Raw genomic sequence first — 505 nt, 5'->3', positions numbered from 1 at the left:
GCTCTCGCAGGATGGCAACTTCCCGATCGACGGACCGCCGGTCCTGCGTTCGGCCGACGGACGGGGGGGATATGACATTCTGGACTTCGACGCCAAGGGACAGGCCGTGATTGACACCGGCTACTCCCTGACGGCCGACGGTGTGGGGACCGTGCAGTACCTCAACTTTGAGGAAGTGACCCCGTTCGAAGACAACCCGGCCACGATCGTCGACAACGGCGACCTGGGCTTCTCACTGAGCGGGGACTGGCCTTACCATCCGGCAGGCACCGCAGCGATCACCACGGGGGTCGGCTATGAAGACGACATTCACACCGTGCAGTCGCAGCTGGTGGATCCCGTCCACTACGGTGATGCCGCCGCCTTCTGGGAATTCTACGGTCTGACCCCGGGCGTATACCGCGTTTCGGTCACCTGGCCGGCTTCTGAGAATCCGTTTGTGATTCCGCAGATGGCCAGCGATGCACCGTTTACCGTGTTCGATGGATCCCGCAACGACATTACC

At 62.2% G+C, this 505-nt stretch carries 1 protein-coding gene; it reads left to right on the top strand.

Annotation, left to right across the window (positions count from 1 at the left end; genetic code table 11):
- The coding region (locus FYZ48_RS29425; RefSeq protein WP_187782286.1) for a hypothetical protein at nt 1-505 on the top strand (505 nt) is incomplete at both ends.

This window comes from Gimesia chilikensis, from assembly GCF_008329715.1.
Taxonomy (GTDB): Bacteria; Planctomycetota; Planctomycetia; order Planctomycetales; family Planctomycetaceae; genus Gimesia; species Gimesia chilikensis.
Note: the sequence above shows the minus strand (reverse complement) of the source record. Positions and strands in the feature narration are given on the sequence as shown.